General features: G+C 69.9%; 13 protein-coding genes. 5 read left to right on the top strand and 8 right to left on the bottom strand.

The features are described from left to right. The first annotated feature begins 78 nt into the window (after positions 1–78). From ACFVJX_RS02015 to ACFVJX_RS02000, 4 genes are all read left to right on the top strand, one after another. Positions 79–3,288 (top strand): alpha-L-rhamnosidase, encoded by a 3,210-nt coding sequence (locus tag ACFVJX_RS02015; RefSeq protein ID WP_384125067.1) that lies wholly within the window; start codon positions 79–81, stop codon positions 3,286–3,288. 68 nt (positions 3,289–3,356) lie between these two features. Next, positions 3,357–4,286 carry an LLM class F420-dependent oxidoreductase gene (locus ACFVJX_RS02010; protein ID WP_384125069.1) on the top strand — a complete coding sequence of 310 codons (930 nt, stop codon included), beginning with the start codon at positions 3,357–3,359 and terminating at the stop codon, positions 4,284–4,286. Between the two features lie 157 nt (positions 4,287–4,443). Beyond that, complete coding sequence (locus tag ACFVJX_RS02005) at positions 4,444–5,322, top strand: sigma-70 family RNA polymerase sigma factor (protein ID WP_384125071.1); 879 nt, start codon at positions 4,444–4,446, stop codon at positions 5,320–5,322. A 235-nt stretch (positions 5,323–5,557) separates the two neighbouring features. Further along, entirely contained in the window at positions 5,558–6,325 is a 768-nt protein-coding gene (locus ACFVJX_RS02000; RefSeq protein ID WP_384125073.1) for a class I SAM-dependent methyltransferase, read from the top strand. Between the two features lie 82 nt (positions 6,326–6,407). Here ACFVJX_RS02000 and ACFVJX_RS01995 read toward each other — a convergent pair whose 3' ends face one another. Together ACFVJX_RS01995 and ACFVJX_RS01990 are read right to left on the bottom strand one after the other, a co-directional pair. Further along, entirely contained in the window at positions 6,408–7,898 is a 1,491-nt protein-coding gene (locus tag ACFVJX_RS01995) for a UDP-N-acetylmuramoyl-L-alanyl-D-glutamate--2,6-diaminopimelate ligase (protein WP_384125075.1), read from the bottom strand. A gap of 520 nt (positions 7,899–8,418) precedes the next feature. Further along, a complete protein-coding gene (locus ACFVJX_RS01990) occupies positions 8,419–9,585 on the bottom strand; it encodes a S1 family peptidase (protein WP_384125077.1) in 1,167 nt (388 codons plus the stop codon). Positions 9,586–9,856: 271 nt separating this feature from the next. Between ACFVJX_RS01990 and ACFVJX_RS01985 the strand changes: the two genes are divergently transcribed. Then, on the top strand, positions 9,857–10,888 hold the full coding sequence (locus tag ACFVJX_RS01985) for an SCO7460 family lipoprotein (RefSeq protein WP_384125079.1): 1,032 nt from the start codon (positions 9,857–9,859) through the stop codon (positions 10,886–10,888). A gap of 59 nt (positions 10,889–10,947) precedes the next feature. Here ACFVJX_RS01985 and ACFVJX_RS01980 read toward each other — a convergent pair whose 3' ends face one another. From ACFVJX_RS01980 to ACFVJX_RS01955, 6 genes are all read right to left on the bottom strand, one after another. Then, complete coding sequence (locus ACFVJX_RS01980; protein WP_384125081.1) at positions 10,948–12,477, bottom strand: carboxylesterase/lipase family protein; 1,530 nt, start codon at positions 12,475–12,477, stop codon at positions 10,948–10,950. 125 nt (positions 12,478–12,602) lie between these two features. Further along, positions 12,603–13,838: a multiple monosaccharide ABC transporter permease gene (gene mmsB, locus ACFVJX_RS01975; RefSeq protein WP_384125083.1), complete on the bottom strand. Its 1,236-nt coding sequence runs from the start codon at positions 13,836–13,838 to the stop codon at positions 12,603–12,605. 6 nt (positions 13,839–13,844) lie between these two features. Continuing rightward, a complete protein-coding gene (gene mmsA, locus ACFVJX_RS01970; RefSeq protein ID WP_384125085.1) occupies positions 13,845–15,416 on the bottom strand; it encodes a multiple monosaccharide ABC transporter ATP-binding protein in 1,572 nt (523 codons plus the stop codon). Beyond that, positions 15,413–16,546 (bottom strand): multiple monosaccharide ABC transporter substrate-binding protein, encoded by a 1,134-nt coding sequence (gene chvE / locus ACFVJX_RS01965; RefSeq protein WP_384125087.1) that lies wholly within the window; start codon positions 16,544–16,546, stop codon positions 15,413–15,415. Before chvE ends, mmsA begins: the two co-directional genes overlap by 4 nt. Positions 16,547–16,915: 369 nt before the next feature. Next, positions 16,916–17,185 (bottom strand): hypothetical protein, encoded by a 270-nt coding sequence (locus ACFVJX_RS01960; protein ID WP_024489358.1) that lies wholly within the window; start codon positions 17,183–17,185, stop codon positions 16,916–16,918. Positions 17,186–17,220: 35 nt separating this feature from the next. After that, entirely contained in the window at positions 17,221–17,691 is a 471-nt protein-coding gene (locus ACFVJX_RS01955) for a MarR family winged helix-turn-helix transcriptional regulator (RefSeq protein WP_384125089.1), read from the bottom strand. Positions 17,692–17,719: the final 28 nt, after the last annotated feature.

Here is a 17,719-nt window from a genome sequence, read left to right as displayed (position 1 = left end):
GACCCTCCCCTGCCCTGCCTTTACGTTCGGCTACGTCGCACTGTGAATCGATTCATCATTTCGATGTGAGGGGCCGTAATGATCAGCAGGAGGAACATCCTGACGAGCGCGGCTGCCACGGTGGGCGCCGTCGCAGCGGGAGCCGTACCGGCCATGGCCGCACCGACGACGTCGCCTTCCGGGCCACCTGCGCCGGGCAGAGCGCCGCGCGTCACCGCGCCGACCGTCGAGTACGTCCGGAATCCACTCGGACTCGACGCGCGACACCCGCGACTGAGCTGGCCGATCACCTCGGACGGTTCGGATGTGCGACAGAGCGCCTACCGGCTCCGGGTGGCCTCCAGCGAGGCCCTGCTTTCGCACCCGGACGTCTGGGACAGCGGAAGGGTCGCGTCCGGCGAGTCCGTTCTCGTTCCCTACGCCGGACCGCAGCTCAAGCCTCGGACCCGCTACTTCTGGTCCGTTCGAGTGTGGGACACGAACGGTGGCGAGTCCGGCTGGAGCGCGCCTTCATGGTGGGAGACCGGCCTCATGGAACCCGCCCAGTGGTCCGCCACCTGGGTGTCAGCTCCCCCGGCCCTCACGGACGCGCCGTCGCTGGAGAACAGCGCCTGGATCTGGTTTCCCGAAGGTGAACCCGCCGGCAGTGCCCCGGCCGGCACCCGTTGGTTCCGCCGTACCGTCGATGTCCCGGACGGGGTGAATGCCGCGACGCTCGCCATCAGCGCGGACAACGTGTACGCGGTCTCCGTGAACGGCGCCGAGGTCGCCCGTACCGATCTGGCGACCGACAACGAGGGCTGGCGCCACCCGGCGGTGGTCGACGTCCTCGCGCAGCTGACTCCCGGCGAGAACGTCCTCGCCGTCGCGGCGGCCAACGCGAGCGAGGGGGCCGCCGGCCTGATCGCCGCACTCACCCTTCGTACTCCGGCTGGCGAACGGAGCATCGTCACCGACGACTCCTGGAAGTCGACGGACACCGAGCCGGCGGACAACTGGCGTGGCCCAGACTTCGACGACAGCGGCTGGCCGGCTGCGAAGGAGGCGGCCGCATGGGGCGCCGCGCCTTGGGGCGAGGTCGTGCCGGCGCTGTTCGCCGCCAACCAGTTGCGCCACGCGTTCACGCTGCCGCGCAAGAAGATCGCACGGGCACGGCTGTACGCCACTGCCCTCGGCCTGTACGAGGCGCATCTCAACGGCCGCCGGGTGGGCCGCGATCAGCTGGCTCCCGGCTGGACCGACTACCGCGAGCGCGTCCAGTACCAGACGTACGACGTCACCTCGCTTCTGCGGCCCGGCGCGAATGCCATCGGCGCCTATCTGGCGCCGGGGTGGTACGCGGGCAACGTCGGCATGTTCGGACCCCATCAGTACGGCGAACACCCGTCTCTGCTCGCCCAGTTGGAGGTCGAGTTCACAGACGGGACGAGTCGGCGCGTCACGTCGGGCACGGATTGGCGGGCCGCCGCCGGGCCCATCGTCTCCGCCGATCTGCTCAGCGGGGAGACGTACGACGCACGCAAGGAGACCCCCGGCTGGACCTCGGCCGGCTTCGACGACCGGACGTGGGCCGAGGTCCGTGGCGCGGACGGTGACGCCCCTGGTCTGATCGTCGCGCAGGTGGACGGCCCGGTCCGGGTGGCGAAGGAGCTTCCCGCCAGGAAGGTGACCGAGCCCGCGCCGGGCGTCTTCGTCTTCGACCTGGGCCAGAACATGGTGGGCTCGGTGCGGCTGCGCGTCTCGGGCGAGGCGGGAACGAGCGTGCGTCTGCGGCATGCCGAGGTCCTCAACCCGGACGGCACCCTCTACACCGCGAATCTGCGCACCGCCGCTGCCACCGACACCTACGTGCTGAAGGGCGGTGGCACCGAGACGTACGAGCCGCGCTTCACCTTCCACGGCTTCCGCTACGTCGAGGTGACCGGCCTCCCCTCCGCTCCCCCGGCCGGCGCACTGACCGGCCGCGTCATGCACACGTCCGCCCCGTTCACCTTCGACTTCGAGACCGACGTCCCGATGCTCAACAAGCTGCACAGCAACATCACGTGGGGCCAGCGCGGCAACTTCGTCTCCGTCCCGACGGACACCCCCGCACGCGACGAACGTCTGGGGTGGACGGGCGACATCAACGTCTTCGCGCCGACCGCCGCGTACACGATGGAGTCGGCCCGCTTCCTCACCAAGTGGCTCGTCGACCTCCGGGACGCCCAGACCGCCGAAGGCGCCTTCACGGACGTGGCACCCATCGTCGGCAACGTGGGCAACGGCGCGGCCGGCTGGGGCGACGCCGGCGTCACCGTTCCCTGGTCGCTGTACCAGGCGTACGGGGACCGGCAGGTCCTCGAGGACGCCTGGCCGTCCATCCGGGCCTGGCTGACGTTCCTCGAGAAGAACAGCGACGGCCTGCTGCGGCCGGACGGCGGGTACGGCGACTGGCTGAACGTCTCCGACGAGACACCGAAGGACGTCATCGCCACCGCGTACTTCGCGCACAGTGCCGATCTCGCGGCCCGGACGGCCACGGAGCTGGGCGATGACCCAGCCCCCTACCTCGACCTCTTCACACGCGTGACCGAGGCGTTCCGGGCCGCGTACGTCACCGACGAGGGAAGGGTGAAGGGCGACACACAGACGGCGTACGTCCTCGCCCTGTCGATGGACCTGCTGCCGGAGGCGCTGCGGAAGGCGGCGGCCGACCGGCTCGTCGCGCTCATCGAGGCGAAGGACTGGCATCTCTCGACCGGCTTCCTCGGGACGCCCAGGCTGCTGCCGGTTCTCACCGCGACCGGGCACACCGATGTCGCCTACCGTCTGCTTCAGCAGCGCTCCTTCCCCAGCTGGGGATATCAGATCGACAAGGGCTCCACCACCATGTGGGAGCGCTGGGATTCCATCCGTCCGGACGGCAGCTTCCAGACCCCGGACATGAACTCCTTCAACCACTACGCCTACGGATCGGTCGGTGAGTGGATGTACACGAACATCGCCGGTATCTCGGCGGGCCGGCCCGGATTCCGTGAGATCGTCATCCGCCCCCGCCCCGGCGGCGACGTCACGTCGGCCCGTGCCACGTTCGCATCGGTCTACGGTCCCGTCTCCACGCGGTGGAAGGTGCGGTCCGGCGGAATCGATCTGACGTGCACCGTGCCGCCCAACACGACCGCCGAGGTGTGGGTGCCCGCGGACACCCCGGACGCGGTCACCCACACGTCCGCCACGTTCCTGCGCGAGGAGGAGGGCTGTGCGGTCTACCGGGTCGGGTCCGGGAGTCACCGCTTCACCGCGTAGGACGCCCACTCACATATGAGCCGTCATAGGGTAGTTGCCCCATACAGCGCACAGAGGGAGTCAGACGTATGCCCATCCCACTCGGTCTCGGCCTTCCGCAGATGAAGCAGTACGACCTCGGCCGCGATGTGGCCGATGTGGCGCGGGCCGCGGAGGGAGCCGGGTACGGGAGTCTGTGGGTGTTCGAGCGAGTGCTGTTTCCCGAGCCGGCGACCCAGGGGCTGTACGGGATTCCCGGGCTGGCCTGGCCCGATCAGTACCGCAGCGTGGCCGACCCGTTGGTCACCCTGACGCTCGCCGCTGCAGCCACCGACCGTGCCCGGCTCGGGACCAGTGTGCTCGTCGCACCGCTGCACGTTCCCTTCCAGCTGGCCCGTTCGCTCGCCTCGCTCGACGCGGCCAGCGGTGGACGGGTGATCGCGGGGCTGGGAACGGGCTGGTCCCTGGACGAGTACGCGGCCGCTTCCGTCGCACCCTTCGAGAAGCGCGGCGCAGTCCTGGACGAGCTGCTCGACGTGTGCGCGGCCGTCTGGGGGGCCGACCCGGTCTCGTACGAGGGAGATCTGACCACGATCACCCCGTCCGAGGTGGGGCCCAAGCCGGCCCGCCCCATCCCGGTCTTCCTGCCGGCGAACAGCCCCCGGGCCACACGCCGGCTGGTCGACCGGGCGGATGGCTGGATGCCCGTCGCCATGGGCGCGTCGCAGCTGTCCGAGCAGTGGCAGCGCGTGCAGGACGTCGCCGCCGAGCGCGGGCGTGAACGGCCGGTCGGTGTCTGTGCCCGCGCCAACGCGCGGTACAGCGCCAAGCCGGTCGAGGGCCGGGAGCGACAGCCGTTCCACGGCAGCGTGGCGCAGATCGTCGAGGACCTGGTGGCACATGCCGCAACCGGCGTTCCCGAGATCATGCTGGATCTTCAGAGCACCACGCGTGATGCCACCGAACTCATCGATGTGGCGAGCGAGGTGTACGAGGCCGCGCGGGCTGCCGGCGTCTGAGCGGATTCCGCCCGGGGTGGGGATCGCCGTCCCGGGCGGAGCCGCGGCGTGGCCGGTGTGCGGTGCCGGAGACTCCGGGAACGTGTGCGGCCGCTGTCACACCCGCGGGCTCTCCGGTGTCAGACTCGTGACACCCGCCGACGGAGGACTGTGACCGATGGACGACCGCACATCGCTGGCCGAACGGTTCGAGCGGGACCGGCACCATCTGAAGGCCGTGGCCTACCGGATGCTGGGTTCGGCGAGCGAGGCCGACGACGCTCTCCAGGAAGCCTGGCTGCGTGCCGCCCGGGCCGACACCGGCGATGTGGAGAACCTCACCGGGTGGCTGACCACCGTGGTGGGCCGGGTCTGTCTCAATATGCTCCGCACCCGTCACACGCGTCGTGAGGACCCGCTCGACGCGTACGACCGGGCCGGTGGGGGCGAGGAGGGCGACGATCCCGAGCAGGAGGCGTTGGTCGCCGACTCGGTGGGGCTGGCGCTGCTGGTGGTCCTCGACTCCCTGTCGCCCGCGGAGCGCCTGGCCTTCGTGCTGCACGACATGTTCGCCGTGCCCTTCGACGAGATCGCTCCGATGCTCGACCGTTCACCGACCGCGGCCCGGCAGCTGGCGAGCCGGGCCCGCCGCCGGGTCAGGGGGCGCACGGCCCTGCGGGAAGCGGATCCGGCGCGACACCGGCAGGTTGTCGAAGCCTTCCTTGCCGCTTCCCGCGGTGGGAACTTCGACGCTCTGGTGGCTCTTCTCCATCCGGATGTGGTGCTTCACGCCGATCCGTCGGTCGTGCCCACCCCCGAACCCGTCGTCGTCCGTGGCGCCCACACCGTGGCGAAGGGTGCGATGGCGGCCACGGGACGGGCGCTGTTCACCGGGGTCGCGCTGGTCGACGGTGCCGTGGCGCTCGTGATGGCGCCGCAGGGCCGCCTGCGGCTGGTGCTCGGATTCACGGTCCTCGACGGACTGATCACAAAGATCGACGTCGTGGCCGACCCGGACCGGATCCGGGAGCTCGAAGTGGCTGTCCTGGACGGCTGATACGGGCGTACGGCGGGAGGACTGGTGGAGAACGAGGCTCCGGAGGCGTCGGAAACACACCCGTAGCGCCCTGCCGCCGCCCGTTGGGGCGCCGTTCACCCTGGGCGCGGTACAGCTGCTCACTGCTCGCCTCGCAGCCCCTCAGACACTCGCACCGGGACACCTCAAACCCTGCCTGACCTGGCCTTTCACACTGTTCAACTCTATCGTTCCGGTATCGGGAAAGGAGGTCCGGATGGACCGGAGCATACGGAGTGTGGACGACGTACTGAGGCTGCTCGACGGCCTGTTCGCGCCTGAGGCCGACCGCTGGACGTCGGGCGGGGCATCGTGGTGGGACGACTTCTACGCCGACCGTTCGAAGCCAGTGCCGTTCTTCGTGCCGAAGCCCGACGAGAACCTCGACTCGCTGCTCGAACGGGGTCTGATCGAGCCGGGCCGTGCGCTCGATCTGGGCTGCGGCCCGGGTCGCAACGCCATCCATCTGGCGTCCAGGGGATTCGAGGTGGACGCCGTGGATCTGTCCCCCGCCGCTGTCCACTGGGCCGAGAGCCGGGCGGCGGAGGCAGGCGTGCAGGTCCGCTTCCGCTGTGGGGACGCCTTCGACCTCCTCGCCGGCGAGCCGGAACAGCCGTACGACCTGATCTACGATTCGGGCTGCTTCCACCATCTGCCGCCGCACCGGCGCGTCAGCTACCTCGCCCTGGTGGAGCGCGCGTTGGCACCGGGCGGGCAGCTCGCCCTCACCTGCTTCGCCGCGGGCGGTACCGGTTCGGAGCTGAGCGACGCGGACTTCTACACCCGGCCCGCCGGACTGCACGGCGGGCTCGCCTACACGCCGGAGTCCTTGCGGTGGATCTTCTGCGACCTCACCGAGATCGAACTGCGCCGCATGCGGGACGAACCGTCCGACTCGCCGCTCTTCGGCGAGTCCTTCCTGTGGACGGCTCTCTTCCGCCGGAAGGTGGCCGAGCAGCCGCCGGTGTCCGGGTTCCCCGGGTGAGGATGCCCCGTGCGGACGGCACGCGGCCGGCTCGAACCAGCCACTGATGCGGCGCTCCGCGGTGGTCGCAGAGCGCCGGCCGTCAGCTCTGGAGCGCGGCGAGTTCGCGGACTGTCGCCATGTCGCTGAACGGGATCAGCTGTTCGCCGACGATCTGGTACGGCTCGCTGCCCTTGCCCGCCACCAGCACGATGTCGTCCGGTCCGGCGGCCTCCAGTGCGAAGGCGATGGCGGAGCGCCTGTCCGCGTGGCGTTCGAACCTGGTCCCGGTGCTCTCCAGACCGGGGGCCACCTGGTCCATGATCGCTTCGGGGTCCTCGTTCCTGGGGTTGTCCGACGTCAGGACGCACAGGTCGGAGTGGGTCCCGGCGATCTCGCCCATCTGGGCGCGCTTGGTGACATCCCGGTCTCCTCCGCAGCCGAAGACGGTGACGACCCGTCCCCGCGAGAAGTCCCGCACGGCGCTGAGGACCTTGTCGAGGGAGTCCGGGGAGTGGGCGTAGTCCACGATGACCGCGGTGCCGCGCGGCGTCTCGAATCGCTCGAGCCGGCCCGGGACCGGGGGCATCCGCTCGAGCGCCGCCACCAGTCCCGCGAGTTCGTGGCCCAGGAGGTGGCAGGCCGCCACGGAGGCGAGCGCGTTGGACACGGAGAACCGTCCGGGCACCGGGATCGCCGCGGGGTACTTGCTCCCCTTGTGGTGGAGGGTGAAGCGGGTGCCGAAGGCGTTCATGCTCAGGTCCGTGGCCCGGTAGTCGGCCTCGGTATCGATGCCGTACGTGGTGACCATGCCCGGCATCGTCGGGGCGATGGCGGCGCCCACGGGGTCGTCCGCGTTGACGACGGCGCTCCGGCACAGCCCCTGGAAGAGGCGGAGCTTGGCGTCGCGGTAGTTCTCCATGGTGCCGTGGTCGTCCAGGTGGTCCTGGGTGAGGTTGGTGAAGATGCCCACGTCGAGGAAGGCGCAGTCCACGCGGTGGTTCAGCAGACCCATGGAGGTGGCTTCCAGGACCACGGTGCCGACCTCGTGGTCGCGCATGTGGCCCAGGAGGTACTGGAAGTCCGGCGACTCCGGTGTGGTCAGGACGGAGCGCGGCATCGGGATGAGTTCGTCACCGATGCGGCTGCCGGCGGTGCCGATCACTCCGACTCTCGCACCCTCGGCGATCCTGAGCACGGACTCGACCATGTACGAGACCGATGTCTTCCCGTTGGTGCCGGTGACGGCCACCATGTCCATGCTCCGGCCGGGTTCGCCGTGGTAACGGGAGGTGACGACCGCGGCCGCCGTGCGGGTGTCCGCAACGCGCACCACGCACGCACCGGCGGCCGATGCCCGCACCGCCGCGAGGATGTCCGGTGCCGCGCTGTCCACCAGCACGGCCACGGCACCCCGCGCCAGGGCGGGGCCGACGGCCTCCGGGCCGCCCTCGCAGTGGCCGGGCACGGCGATGTACAGCGAACCCGGTGTCACGCGATGGGCGTCGAAGCAGGCTCCGGCGGTGATCGGGGTCTCCGGATCACCGAGGAGGACCTCGTGATCGTGCCCGGCCAGCAACTCCCTCAGTTTCATGCAGGGTCCTCTCGAAGGTGCGGCTCGCCCGCCGCCGGCCGTCGCCGTGGGATTGCCTACGGCGCGCCGCGGGAGCTGCGCATGGTGGGTGCTGCCGTGTGCGCAGCGAAGGCGGTGGAAGAGCTCCGGTGCCGGAGCGGAGAGCACGGCCGGAAGCGGAATGACGTCGCGGTACGGCCGGCTGCGGTGGGTCCTGGTCAGCCGTGACCGTGCAGGGCGCGGCAGCGCGCCTGGGGGGCGGCGGGGCCAAGCAGTTGAGGCGCCTGTCGCAGGCACTCCCTCACCGCTTCTGTGTGACCCATAAGTGGAGTGTACGTCCCGGGGAGCGCCGTGGATCCCGTTCGTCGTCCCGGCCGGGAGCGGGGTGGTGCCGGTGGGGGTGCGAGGGTGCGGGGCCCGGGCCGTGCGGGGTCGCGCGCCGGCTGCGGGGCCACCGGGCGGCGGACGGCATGCGAAGGGCCTGCCGCGCGGAGGCAATGCTGCCCTCCGCGCGACAGGCCCTCGGGACCGGCCGGAGTGATCAGGCCGTGTGGAGCGTGAGCCCGAAGCGGTTCAGGATCTCGTTGATCGGCTGGTGCCAGGTCTCGCCACCCGAGGTGCAGTCGCCCCAGCCGCCCGAGGTGACGCCCTGCGCCTGGTCGCCGCTGATGAACGAGCCGCCCGAGTCGCCCGGCTCCGCGCACACGCTGGTCTTGGTCATCTCGTAGACGGCGCCCTGGCTGTAGTTCACCGTCTCGTTGGTGGCCAGTACGTTGCCGCAGTGCCAGTGCGAGGTGGATCCGGAGCGGCATATCGAGGCGCCGATGGGAGCCGCGGCGGAGCCGCGTACGAGCTGGTCGGAGACGGTGCCCCAGCCGAGGACCACGGGCTCGGTCCACCAGCCGTTGCCCACGCTGACCCAGGCGTAGTCGTCGCCGGGGAAGGACGAGCCCTGGAAGTTGCCGATGGCGGAGCCGTCCCAGCCGCTGACGGCCGCGCCCGCCTGTCCGCAGTGTCCGGCGGTGACGAAGCCGCCGTTCACGGAGAAGCCGATGGAGCACCGTACGTTCCCCGTGTAGTACGGGTCGCCGCCCACGGTGCCTGCGGCGAAGGTCTGCGGCGCCTGGGCGGTCTGCTCGACGACGACCGGCCCGGCCGCGCGGGCCCGCTCGACGAACTTCTGGACATCGTTGTCAGACCGTGCGGAGGAGACGACGTTCACGACGACCTTGTTCGCCTTCGGGTCGACGTGCCAGCTGCTGACCCCGGCCGGTGCGTCGAACGTGTCGAGGCGTGCCTTGACCGCGTCGAGCCGCTGCGCGGTGTTGCTCACCAGGCGGACGTCCGCGCCGGTGGCCCGTACGGCCGCTTCCTGCTTCTCGCTGGTGACGGCCACGGTGAGACCGCCGGTCGACGGGTCGAACCAGGAGCCGCCGTACGCCGCTCCGGCGGCGGTCCTCGCCTTTCCCTGTATCGCGGTCGCCGTCTTCTCCGCTGACAGCCTCGCCCTGGCCTGGCTCTCCGTCAGCCCGAAGTCCTTCTGCATGGCGGACATCAGTCCGGCGGACGCCGGGGGTGTGTCGCTGACGGTGCGGGTGCCGGTGGCGGGGGTGTCGGCGGCGGAGGCGGAGGGGAATCCTGCGCCCGCCCATGCTCCGACGAGGAGCACGGCGGACAGAGCGGTCCGCAAAGCTGTGATGCGTCTCAAGGCATTGGCCCTTCTGGTGTTCCGGCGAAGTGGGGGAGGAACAGCAGGCGTCCGAGACGTCTCGTCTGAGAGCGCTCTCAGAGTGTGCCGTTCCGGACTGTAGCCCAGAGTTGTTTGCAGGTCCATGCCAATGCATGGGTGACCCGACAGCTCTCCGCTGAGTAGCCGTACTCATCCCGTCGATCCGAACTCGCCCTACTGTCGGCCGGGATGAACAGCGGTTGGCGGCGGCGGGCACCACCCGCGCCGGCGGGGGGCGAGGAGAGCGGACATGGACGGATCGTCGGGAAGACGCGGACTCGGAGCCGGCCTGACCGGCATGCTCATGTGCACGGTCGCGCTCATGCTCGGCGGCTGCGGGGTGTTGAGCACGAAGGAGGACCGCGGCTTCGCCGAGAAGCTTGCCGACGAGCACTACCCCGGCGTCCTCGAAGTGATCGAGGTGCACAAACTGTTCCCGCAGGCAGGTGGCTCGGAGGTCGTCTACTCGGTGGCCGGCGACGCCGATGCGGTGGTCCGGATCCGGGTCGACGCCAAAGCCGGAACGTGCAATACGCACCCCTGCCGGAAGGTTCTCGACGACGCCGTGGCGCGGGGGCGCACCGAGGCGGACCGGCTGCGGCTCCTGATCCGTACTTTCGAGAGCTGCGGCCACGAGGTGATCGGGGTGGAGCCCTCGACCGGGGCACCGTGGGTCGTGGCCTCACCGACCAACGCCACGGTGACCCGCGTGCTCCAGGACCTGGGCTCCTGCGTCCGGCGCTGGGCGGACGCGGACGCACGCTACGGAGGGACAGCGAACGCTCGCGGGGCCTCGGTGAACATCGCCTCCCCCGCGGTCGCCGAACACCGCCCGGCAGGCAGGAACTCGCACCCGACAGCGATGCGGCTGAGCGAGCGGAGTCTGCTGGCCGCCCTGCAGTCACGGCCTTACTACGCCGCGGGCTACCCGGCATCGCGGGGGCGCGTCGACACCACGGGCAGCGCCCGGATCGTGCAGCCCTTCGAAACGCGGCAGAGGTTCGCGGCGACCGTCCAGCGCGCGGTGAAGGAGCAGCTCAGCGCCACGTACCCGAACGTCCAGGTGAGTGGGTACGACGGGGTGTGGCGGCTGGAACCGGGGACCGTCGACCGGCTCACCGGGTACGTGCTCTACTGCGAGCGGTCGGACGGGGAGAAGAGATGCCTGGGTGACCGGGCCGTGCTGGTGACGACGGATGTACGGGGCAGGCCGGTGGGCGAGTTCCGGCCGGTGGGCAAGGTGCGCGAGGGACGGGGGCCTCTGCGGCTGCCGCCCCTCTGAGGAGCGCCGGCCCTTACGGGGACGGCGACCCGAGTTGGGGCAGCCCCCGGCGTGTGGCGTCAGGGCCGCAGGGGCCGGTATTCGAAGCTGCGCCACAGCTCCCGGATCTCCGCGCTGTCCGCCCAGTGGCCGGGGGCCGGGGCCCTGGTGGATTCCGCCGTTTCCCAGGTACGGACAGGGCCACCGGAGGGGCCGAGTGCCTCCCACCCCGGGTCGCCGGTGGCCGCGAATCCGGCCCAGGCCGCGGTCATCCGACCGGACAGCTGATGGTCCGGGGCTGTCGGCGCGCCGCCGATCAGGAACCGGACGCTCTCCTCGTCGAGGTTCCCGAAGGCGAACGGGACGTCCGCGCAGTGCCAGGCGTAGGCCACCGGCCGCGGCGCGCCCCGCTGCCGGGCGAAGCGTGACAGGAAGGTGCGGCCGCCGGCCCGTGCGTGGGCTTCGGCGAGCCGGCTGCTGTACTCGCCGAACATCAGGTCCCCGTACAGGGCGAGGTGGACGTCGCCGACGGGGGCGTCGGGCAGAAGCCCCCGGTAGCCCCTGGTCAGTGCGTCCGGGAGTTGGAAGTCCCTTGCGAAACAGTCGAGTTGTTCCTGCGTGGTGACCTTCGCGCAGCTGCCGACGGCATCCAGCAACCAGTACTCCTGGGTGGTGTGGCAGACGAGGAGGTCGATGGCGGACGCGTTGCCGTCGGCCGGTCCGGAGAGCGGGTCGGCGCGCAGCCACGCGCCGTCGGCCACCGGGCCGTAGATGACCGGATCCCAGTGGTGACGTCCGGATTCGGGGTTCTGCCGGTACTGGGCCACTACCGCGTCGGACGCCCGCACGAGGGCCTGTGGCGAGGCGCGCTCCAGTCCGGTGCGCGTCGCGGGGACAGCCGCCTCCTTGGCCACCTTCTCCATGAGGTGCCCGGCGAGCTCCGGCGAGTAGCAGGGTCCGACCGCACTGTGCGCGATCGCCCGCCGGAACAGTCCCCGCGCGCCGTCCATCGTCATCAGACAGGCCACCGATGTGGCCCCGGACGACTGCCCGGCCAAGGTGACGTTCCCCGGGTCGCCACCGAAGGCGGCGATGTTCTCGCGCACCCACCTCAGGGCGGCGATCTGGTCGAGCAGCCCCCGGTTGGGCGGGCAGGGGTCCTCTCCGTCAGCCGGGATGTGACCGAAGCCCTCGAATCCGAGACGGTAGTTGAGGGTGACCACGACCAGGCCCGCGTGGGCGAGCGCGGTGCCGTCGAAGTCCGGCTGAGCGCCCGATCCGAAGGTGTAGGCGCCGCCGTGGATCCATACGAACACCGGCAGCGGGGCACCGGGGGCCGGGGCGGGGGTCCAGACGTTGAGGCTGAGGACGTCCTCGTCGCCGGGCGACCAGCTCGGTGCGCCGGGCAGCTGCGCGGACTGCGGCGCCACAGGGCCGAAGTCCACGCAGTCGCGGATGCCCGCCCAGGGCACGCGGACGCGTGGTGCCCGGAACCGGTCCGCGCCGAACGGCGGCTCGGCATAGGGGATTCCGAGGACGGCGGCGACACCTCGCTGCGGGGCGCGTCCCCGCACCCGCCCGCACGTCGTGTCGAAGACACTCGTCATCATCGCTCTGCCGTCCTTCGCGCCCCGCCCCGGCCGGGCGTGGTGATCACCATGGCAGAGGCCACTGCCGCGGGGCGAACGAAATAGCCGTCGCTCCGAGGACGACGGACCCCCAGGGGCAGTGCGGGTTACGAGCCCACCTTGCGTTTGTTGTAGACGTCGAAGCCGACGGCGGCGAGCAGCACGAATCCCTTGATGACCTGCTGGTAGTCGGTGCCGATACCCACGAGTGACATGCCGTTGTTCAGGACGCCGAGCACGAGGCCTCCGATGACGGCGCCGAAGACCGTACCGACACCGCCGCTCATGGAGGCTCCGCCGATGAACGCGGCGGCGATGGCCTCCAGTTCGAAGTTGGTGCCGGCCTGGGGCACGCCGGCACCGAGGCGGGCCGCGTAGACGGCGCCGGCGAGCGCGGCGAGTACGCCCATGTTCACGAACACGAAGAACGTGACGCGCTGGTCCTTCACCCCGGACAGTTTCGCCGCGGCGCGGTTGCCGCCCAGCGCGTACACATGGCGGCCGATCACCGCGTTGCGCATCACGTAGCCGAACCCGATCAGCAGCACGGCGAGCAGCAGGAGCACGACGGGGACACCGCGGTAGCTGGCAAGGGTCATGGTGAACGCGAGTACGGCCGCCGCCATGGCACCGCACTTGACGAGGAAGAGGTTCCGGGGCAGGACATCCAGCTCGTAGCGCTTCTGGCGGCGCCGGTCGCGGACCTCCTGGAGCAGGGCGAACGCCAGCAGGGCGAGCCCGAGGAGCAGGGTGAGGTTGTGGTAGTTGGTGTGCGGTCCGACCTCGGGGAGGTATCCGGTGGAGATCTTCTGGAAACCGTCGGGGATCGGGCCGAGCGAGCGGCTCCCCAGCAGGATCTGCGTACCGCCGCGGAAGAGGAGCATTCCGGCCAGGGTCACGATGAACGAGGGAATGCCGACGTAAGCGATCCAGAAGCCCTGCCAGGCACCCGCGACCGCGCCGAGGAGGAGTCCGAGGACGAGGGCGAGTACCCAGGGCACATCGTGCTCGACCATCATGACGGCGCAGGCGGCGGAGACGAAGGCGGCCAATGAGCCGACCGACAGGTCGATGTGCCCGGCGATGATGACGATCATCATGCCGATGGCGAGGACCAGGATGTAGCTGTTCTGGAGGACGAGGTTGGTGACGTTGTTCGGCTTGAGCAGGACGCCGTCGGTCCATATCCCGAAGAGCACGACGATCAGCCCGAGGGCGATGAGCATCCCGTACTGGCGCATGTTGCGGCGGGCCGCGTCCAGGAGGACCGTGCCGGTCGTCGTGACGGCGGCGGGGGCCGCCTTGCCGGTGCGCGGCGGGGTGCTGGTGGGGGTCTGGGCCATTTCCTGCTACCTCTTGTCGCTGGTCATATGGCGCATGAGGGCCTCCTGGGTGGCCTGCGCGCGCGGGAGTTCGCCGGTGAGCCGGCCGGCCGACATGGTGTAGATCCGGTCGCACATGCCGAGGAGTTCGGGGAGCTCGGAGGAGATGAGGACGACGGCCCGGCCCTGGGCGGCGAGCCGGTCGATCACGGTGTAGATCTCGTACTTCGCACCGACGTCGATCCCCCGGGTCGGTTCGTCGAGGATGAGGACGTCCGGACCGGCGAAGATCCATTTGCTTAGGACGACCTTCTGCTGGTTGCCGCCGGAGAGCCGGCCGGCCTGCTCGAAGACGGTGGGGGCCTTGATGTTCATGGAGGTGCGGTACGACTCGGCTACACGGGTCTCCTCGTGCTCGTCGACGATTCCCCGCCGCGAGACGTTGCCCAGGGCGGCGAGGCTGATGTTGCGGCCGATGGTGTCGATGAGGTTGAGGCCGTACTGCTTGCGGTCCTCGGTGACGTAGGCGATCTTGTGACGGACCGCTTCGGAGACGGTGCGGGTCCGGATCTCCTGGCCGTCCTTGAGGACCGTGCCGCTGATGTTGGTGCCGTAGCTGCGGCCGAAGACGCTCATGGCGAGCTCGGTGCGGCCGGCTCCCATCAGTCCGGCGATGCCGACGATCTCGCCCCGCCGGGCTTGTACGGAGACGCGGTCGACGACCTTGCGGTGCTGGTCGATCGAGTGATGGACCGTCCAGTCGCGGATCTCCAGGGCGGGGTGGGCTCCCGGGTCCCCCTCGTACGGGGTGCGCTCGGGGAAGCGGTTGTCCAGCTCACGGCCGACCATGCCCCGGATGATGCGGGACTCCGTGGTGGATTCGGCGTGCACGTCGAGCGTTTCGACGGTCCGGCCGTCGCGCAGGACGGTGACGGAGTCGGCGACCGCGGCGATCTCGCCGAGCTTGTGCGAGATGATGATCGACGAGATGCCCTGGCTCTTCAGTTGTCTGATGAGGGCGATGAGCTGGGCGCTGTCCTCGTCGTTCAGGGCCGCGGTCGGCTCGTCGAGGATGAGCAGCTCGACCTTCTTGGACAGCGCCTTGGCTATTTCGACGAGCTGCTGCTTTCCGACTCCGATGTCCGCGACCCTGGTCTGCGGGTTCTCGCGCAGACCTACCCGGTCGAGCAGGGCGGCGGCGTGGCGCAGGGTCTCGTTCCAGCTGATGAAGCCACGCGGTGCGTGTTCGTTGCCGAGGAAGATGTTCTCCGCGATGGAGAGGTACGGCACCAGGGCGAGTTCCTGGTGGATGATCACGATGCCGCGCGCCTCGCTGGCCCGGATGTCCTTGAACGCGCAGTCCTCGCCCCGGAACCGGATCTCGCCCGCGTAGCTGCCGTGCGGATGCACCCCGCTGAGTACCTTCATCAGGGTGGACTTCCCGGCGCCGTTCTCGCCGCAGACGGCGTGTACCTCGCCCTGGGCGACGGTCAGGGAGACGTCGGAGAGCGCTTTGACGCCGGGGAACGTCTTGACGATGGACCGCATCTCCAGGATCGGTGCGGGTACGGTCGCCTGTTCCGCCGTCGGGACCGTCATCGGAGGTCGCTCTCCTTGATGTAGCCGGAGTCGACCAGCTTCGCGCGGTAGTTGGTCTTGTCGACGCTCACCGGGTCGAGCAGGAAGGACGGCACGACCTTCTTCTCGTTGTTGTACGTCGTGGTGTCGTTGACCTCAGGCTTCTTGTCGTTGAGGACGGCGTCGGCCATCTGGACCGCCTGCTTGGCCAGCGCACGGGTGTCCTTGTAGACGGTCTGCGTCTGCTGCCCCGCGATGATCGATTTCACCGACGCGACCTCGGCGTCCTGGCCGGTGACGACGGGGTACGGCTTGGCGCCGGTCCCGTATCCGTCCGACTTGAGGGACGAGATGACACCGATCGAGATGCCGTCATAGGGGGAGAGCACCGCGTCGACCTTCGCGGAGGAGTAGGCGCTGGTCAGCAGGTCGTCCATGCGCTTCTGGGCGGTCCCGCCGTCCCAGCGCAGCGTGGTGATCTGGTCGAGCTTCGTCTGCTTGCTTCGGACGACCAGCTGCTTCTTGTCGATGTACGGCTCGAGCGCCTTCCACGCGCCCTGGAAGAAGTAGCGCGTGTTGTTGTCGTCGGGGGACCCGGCGAAGAGCTCGATGTTGAACGGGCCCTTCTTGTCGCCGGACTTCAGCCCGAGCTTGTCGAGGATGTAGCCGGCCTGGAGCTCGCCGACCTTCTCGTTGTCGAAGGAGGCGTAGTAGTCGACGTCAGGGGTGCCGAGTATGAGCCGGTCGTACGAGATGACCTTGATGCCCTGCTCCCCCGCCTGGTGAAGTACGTCGCTGAGCGCGCGGCCGTCGATGGCGGCGACGACGAGGACGTCCACACCCTTGGTGATCATGTTCTCGATCTGGGAGACCTGCTGGTCGACGTCGTCCTCGCCGTACTGCAGATTCGTCTTGTAGCCGAGCTTCTTGAATTCGGCGGCCATGTTCTTGCCGTCGGCTATCCACCGTTCGGACGATTTGGTCGGCATGGCGATCCCGATGGTGGAGCCCTTGCCCCCTGTCTTCTTCTCCTTGCTGCCGCCGTCACCGCTCTGTCCGCAGGCGGCGAGGGTGACCGAAAGGGCCAGCGCGGTGAGGACCGTGACGGTCCGTGCGGCACGCGGGACGGTCGTGGTGGGTGAGGTGCGCATGTCGATCCTCCGGGTGCGAGGGAGACGGCTGGGCGGGCCGGGCCCCTCATGCTTGTTCGGTATATCGGACGCGGTTCGGATAACGGAGCATTCGAACGCGCTCAGGAGGCACCCACCCGCGGCCATCTCCTCGTACCGCCAAGGTGGTTGCGTCCAGCGCGCCCGACAGAGCGTTGTTCGATATTTCGTCGGTCGTTCGAAATGCTGGCGTGACCGTAGTGAGAGGTCGGGACGGGTGTCAATGGTTCGGACAGGCGTGGTCGCCGCGGGCCCGGCCGGGGGGCGACTTTCGGCCGCCCGGCAGGCCCCCGGAGGAGGGCCGTCCGGGACCGATCGGGCGGGTCACCGGGGTGCCCCGCGGGGTCTCGGTCAGCGGGCCTGGCTGATCGCGGTGCGGAGCATCGCCACGGTGGTGGCGGCAGCCGCGCGTTCGGCGTCGTCGTTCGTCGCGCGCACTCGCTCCTCCAGCAGAACCACCGCGGCCTGGAGCACACCCACGCGTACCGGAACACTCTGCATCGCCGTCAGGACCGCCGCTGCCTGCTCGGCCGGCGTCGCGGTGGCGGCCTGCGGAATGAGGGTGGAGATTCCGCGCCCGAGCGCGCGGTCACGAGGCGGCTGAGCCGCGGCTGTGGTCACCGCAGAAGTCTGCCGCACCGGACGGGCGGAATGGGTCAGCGACCTGGCCGCTGCGCCGCGCCGTCGTCCCGGACATGGTCGTACACGCGCCTCAACAGGTCGGTCAGCTGCGTGCGTTCCGCGCCGGTCAGGGGCGCGAGCAGATCGTCCTGGACGGTGAGCACCTCGGCGTGGAGCCGGTCCAGGAGCGCGCGGCCGGCAGGGCTGACGGTCACGGTGACCCGTCGCCGGTCGGCGGTGTCACGCGCCCGCTCCGCAAGCCTCGCCCCGGCCAGGTCGTCCACGATCTTCACGATGTCACTGCGGTCGACCGAGAGCCGGTCCGCCAGCTCCCGTTGCGCGTGGGGGCCGAAGTCGACGAGTGCCGCCAGCACGCCCATGTGCCAGAGCCGCAGTCCGCGCGCGGTCAGCTGCTCGGCGAGCCGGCCGCGGGCCACCTTGCCGGTCCTGGACATCAGGTAGGTCGTGAGTTCCAGGAGGCTGGGCGGGGTCTCGTTCCTGTTCATCACGAATATCGTAGGGCTGGACCAATGA

It is taken from the genome of Streptomyces sp. NPDC127177, assembly GCF_042672475.1.
GTDB lineage: Bacteria > Actinomycetota > Actinomycetes > Streptomycetales > Streptomycetaceae > Streptomyces.
This window is presented reverse-complemented; position numbering and strand designations above follow the sequence as displayed.